The 4,057-nt window shown below is 32.8% G+C and carries 4 protein-coding genes, 1 tRNA gene and 1 pseudogene; 1 reads left to right on the top strand and 5 read right to left on the bottom strand.

The features are described from left to right. A pseudogene (locus ACINWC743_RS04335) lies at nucleotides 1-518 on the bottom strand (RHS repeat protein); the annotation flags it as partial. A gap of 339 nt (nucleotides 519-857) precedes the next feature. Further along, nucleotides 858-934, bottom strand: a tRNA-Ile gene (locus ACINWC743_RS04340). Between the two features lie 574 nt (nucleotides 935-1,508). Between ACINWC743_RS04340 and ACINWC743_RS04345 the strand changes: the two genes are divergently transcribed. Continuing rightward, a complete protein-coding gene (locus tag ACINWC743_RS04345; protein ID WP_004831118.1) occupies nucleotides 1,509-2,318 on the top strand; it encodes a siderophore-interacting protein in 810 nt (269 codons plus the stop codon). 158 nt (nucleotides 2,319-2,476) lie between these two features. Here the strand turns inward: ACINWC743_RS04345 and ACINWC743_RS04350 are convergent, their stop codons facing one another. The 3 genes from ACINWC743_RS04350 to ACINWC743_RS24250 form a co-directional block, all read right to left on the bottom strand. Continuing rightward, a complete protein-coding gene (locus ACINWC743_RS04350; RefSeq protein WP_009584501.1) occupies nucleotides 2,477-3,391 on the bottom strand; it encodes a hypothetical protein in 915 nt (304 codons plus the stop codon). Nucleotides 3,392-3,460: 69 nt separating this feature from the next. After that, nucleotides 3,461-3,808: a hypothetical protein gene (locus ACINWC743_RS04355; RefSeq protein WP_009584500.1), complete on the bottom strand. Its 348-nt coding sequence runs from the start codon at nucleotides 3,806-3,808 to the stop codon at nucleotides 3,461-3,463. Between the two features lie 67 nt (nucleotides 3,809-3,875). Continuing rightward, on the bottom strand, nucleotides 3,876-4,057 hold a 182-nt coding region (locus ACINWC743_RS24250), incomplete at its 5' end, for a hypothetical protein (protein ID WP_212749870.1).

Here is a 4,057-nt window from a genome sequence, read left to right on the forward strand (position 1 = left end):
TCTTGTAGGAATTTTTCTAAATCCCCTGCCATCTGGGCATTTAAGTGCAACTGCATACGACGTAAGTCGGCTTCTTTAATTTTGCCATTGGCTGGATATAAACACTCAGCCATTAACCCCAACATTGGACGTAATGCCATACGCACATGGGCTTCGGTGTTCGGTTGTAAAAATAAACCGATTAAGTTCATGCTCAACAATGCTGCTTGTTGTACACCGGCATCAGCTTGTTTGGGTTCTGCGGCAAATAGAATCAGATCTAACACACTACCAGACAATGCAAAAATATTGGCAACTGTCGGGACATTGGCACTGGCTTTGATTTGTTCGAGGCTGGTATTTCCGCATGCTTGTAGATATTTCTGAATTTGATGCGCAATAAATTTATGGTCTTCTGTATGCGTCACACTGGCTAAGTTAAATACTGCCAATTCGACTGCTGGCTTTGTATTGTTTGTGCGAGATGTTTCTGTTGTATTGGACCCTGCGGTCTGGTTTTTACTGTCTATAAATGCCATGGGCTTAACCTTAATATAATAAATTGTAATTTTGTGGGTGTTCTACATCTTTGATACTTAAAATTTTATGATCAACAAGTAAATAAAACAGACTATCTCAGCTGAGTTGCATGAATAAAAATTAAAAAACTTTCTAATTCATTATAGTGATGCAGCAGGTAAGAATAAAAAATTAATATTCACTTGCGTTCAATTAAAAATTCTTAAATAAGAATAAATTTTGTTAGTTCATAAGATATGCTTATGCTAAGACATCATATCACCATATTTTTATTATTTACATGATTTTAAACATTAAAAAACCACTTAGGATAAATACACCTAAGCGGTTGTTTTATATGGTGGGCCCGCCCAGACTTGAACTGGGGACCAACGGATTATGAGTCCGCTGCTCTAACCAACTGAGCTACAGGCCCTATAAATACTGACGATAGAGTATTTTCGAGAAAGAATACTAGCGAAAATAAAATTGAATTACAAGAACTTTAACAACAACTTAGATTTAATGCATGTTTTTTGAACATTAGAGAGAGAATTCAACGAATTATGACAAAGCAACTCTACTTTGCAATATCGATTACACCAATATGACTAGTGAGGATTTTTACGTTTATCTAAATAAACTTCCAACCCGCTCCATAAACAAATCAAAATAAGGACAAAGATCATCACAATAAAAAAGGTCATAAACACACTGCAATCCTTTTGCGTATTGTTAAAATTTTAAGCTCGTTGCTTAACTAAGACTAAAGTCTAAAATATTCAATATCGATAGTGAATATGAGGTTGGTTATTTTTAAAAAAAAATAAATCTTATACTATTGTTTTTAATAATTAATTTTGGATTTATTCATTTAATCACGAAGATAAGACACAAATTTATTCAGCCAACTAGCTTTTTAAGCTTTGGAATTATTACTGTAATAGTGGCACTTCTATTCAAAAACATATACGATAATGATAATTGTTATTACTTGAGCAATATGAATCATGGCTTTGAATGCACATCGTACTTTTATTCAAGTGAAGGAAAAAATATATTTAGGTCCCAACTATATTCGTATCATTTTTGACTGTGTAGATACGGATAAATACAAACATACAAGTATTGGCGATAACAATAAAGTCTTTATTCCAAGACCTGACCAAAGTGAAATAGAACTTCCAGATTTTGATTTTGATCAACGTAAATGGATCGTCAACAATCCTACTCTTATGCCAGAAATTCGAACATATACCCATCGTGATATTGATCTAATCAATAAAACTTTAACCATTGAGTTCGCAATGCATGGTACAGATACGGTTGCTTGTCATTGGGCTGATCGTGCGCAACGAGGTGATCAAATTGGTGTCACCATGTCTACTGCGACACGAGACTTGATTCCCACTGGGCTTCAACATTATCTGATTATTACGGATAGTACAGGTTTAGCCGTTACACAAGCAATTTTAAAAACATTACCTACAAGTAGCAAAGCTTATGTGATTGCAGAAGTACCAACTATCGCAGATCGAATCGAATTAAAAACACAAGCTGATTTAGAACAAATATGGTTATATAACCCTACGCCCTTGAAGCAAAGCTTATTGGCAGATGAGTTAGCGAAACATCCAGAGCTGATCAATCTACCGCCGAGTCGTTATGCACACATCACTGCTGAATTACAAGCTGTACGTGCTTGTCGGAATATTCTCAGGAAACAAAGTGACTGGGGGAAAGAAGATTGTTATGCGTGCTCATATTGGCAAATTGGTAAAGCAGACAGTGAGCGATTTTCTAAAGTTGTTGATGATTGAAAAAAGAAGATACAGATAAGATCGTTGATTCATTTCAGCATCCTAACTATTCCCTTCTACAGCTTAGTCTCTATATCTTATAGAGACTAAGTGACATAGTGAAAGTAAAATTATTGAAGCCATAATCATAACTGTATCCTTTTAAAAACTTGTACCTTTTATTTTTGAATAGCCACCAGTTTACCATTTGTAAAATATAAATATTTATAACCCCAATATGTCCACTGTTCAGTCATTCCATATTTTGTGGTTAGTGAATTTACATTTAAAGGAGCACCCCATCTTGTATTTTTTAAAACTTGCTGTTTAGTCATTCCTATTCGTGCATCAGGTTTTTTCAATTGAGCTAAATATCTAGCTTCAGTTTCTTTATTTAATTTTTCATTTATAGCCTGCACTTTCTCCCATTCAGCCTGCACTTTCTCCCGTTCAGCTTTCACTTCAATCTCTCTTTTCTTAGCCTCAGCTATTAATTTATCTCTTTGATTTTTCAAATAATTCAAACATTCATTTTCTGCCTTTTCAATTTGAATTTTAGCGCCAACAAGAGGAATATATAAGTCATTTGTTTGATCAGAAGTAATCTTAATATTATTATTATCTTTAATAGGCTTAAAGGGATTAAACGAAAACTTTCGGTAGTAATTTTCATCTGAGTTTTGTTTCGCACCTTTGCTTATATAAAAATAATTTGAATTATCAACCCAAACCTTACCAGATGAAAAGTAGCTTTTATTTTCATTTGATTTAACTTTATCAAACTCAATATCTATATACTGTGGTTCACAAACATCAGTGTTATCGCCCCTAGTGAAGTAAGCACTTTTACTTGTTGAATCTATTGGTATTACAAATGCTATTGTTATTCCAGATTTAACTTCTTGATATTCTGCCCTAAATTGAGTGATATCATTCTTGTTATCAATTTTAGTATTAGTATTCCATTCTATTTTCTTTAAGCTTGTAGGTTTATTTGGTGAGTTTGAATCCAAACTTAATGGTCTTGACTCAATGGTGGCAGCATGGATAGCCCCAATGCTTACTATTAAAAATATCAATAAAGTTAATTTCATTTTATATTAACTGCCTTTTAACACAATATTGAAAATATTTGATTTAAATTTTGCCAATTAAATTAAAACTCAAGAGATTTCTTTTATCATTGACTCAGAACATATCATAAAAATTTTATTGCTGAATTCACTTTCAACTGTAGCTCTTTGCTTTTCATCAATAACTCTAGGTACTTTATATGCATCATAGACAATTGACTTAAAAAATGTACGTCTTGGACCAGGCATTCCAATTTGATTAACTTCGTTTAAAGCTTCAGTAATAGTCACACCAGTTTGTCTTTTTTGCATTACTTGCAATGCATAATTTGCCGATTCACCACATATTACTTCAATAAAATTATCTTCTGTTATTTCTTCAGCGCAAACTAAATGTGGAAAAAATATAAAAAAGATAGATAGCAATATTTTTTTCATTTATGTCTCAATTATAAAAATTAGCTTCCTTGCTTCATTTTTATAATTAAGAAAATCTAAAGTCAACTTAATTCGCCACACCTGGAGCATTATGTTTGATTTTAACACCTTGCGGTGTTGTCACTTTAGTTGTTGAAGCCGTATTAGCATGTATAGCTAAATATATAAAGTTTGCTACACTATAAAAAACCTTACTGACTGCTGTTATGCCTAAGCCATACTCCAATAATCTTCGATACAAAGCTCTAG

It is taken from the genome of Acinetobacter sp. WC-743 (assembly GCF_000335555.1).
GTDB lineage: Bacteria > Pseudomonadota > Gammaproteobacteria > Pseudomonadales > Moraxellaceae > Acinetobacter > Acinetobacter bereziniae.

Bases quoted from the DNA above. Each gene is read 5' to 3' on its own strand.
- ACINWC743_RS04345 (WP_004831118.1), top strand. From the start codon at position 1,509: ATGGCTTTGAATGCACATCGTACTTTTATTCAAGTGAAGGAAAAAATA.
- ACINWC743_RS04350 (WP_009584501.1), bottom strand. From the start codon at position 3,391: ATGAAATTAACTTTATTGATATTTTTAATAGTAAGCATTGGGGCTATC.
- ACINWC743_RS04355 (WP_009584500.1), bottom strand. From the start codon at position 3,808: ATGAAAAAAATATTGCTATCTATCTTTTTTATATTTTTTCCACATTTA.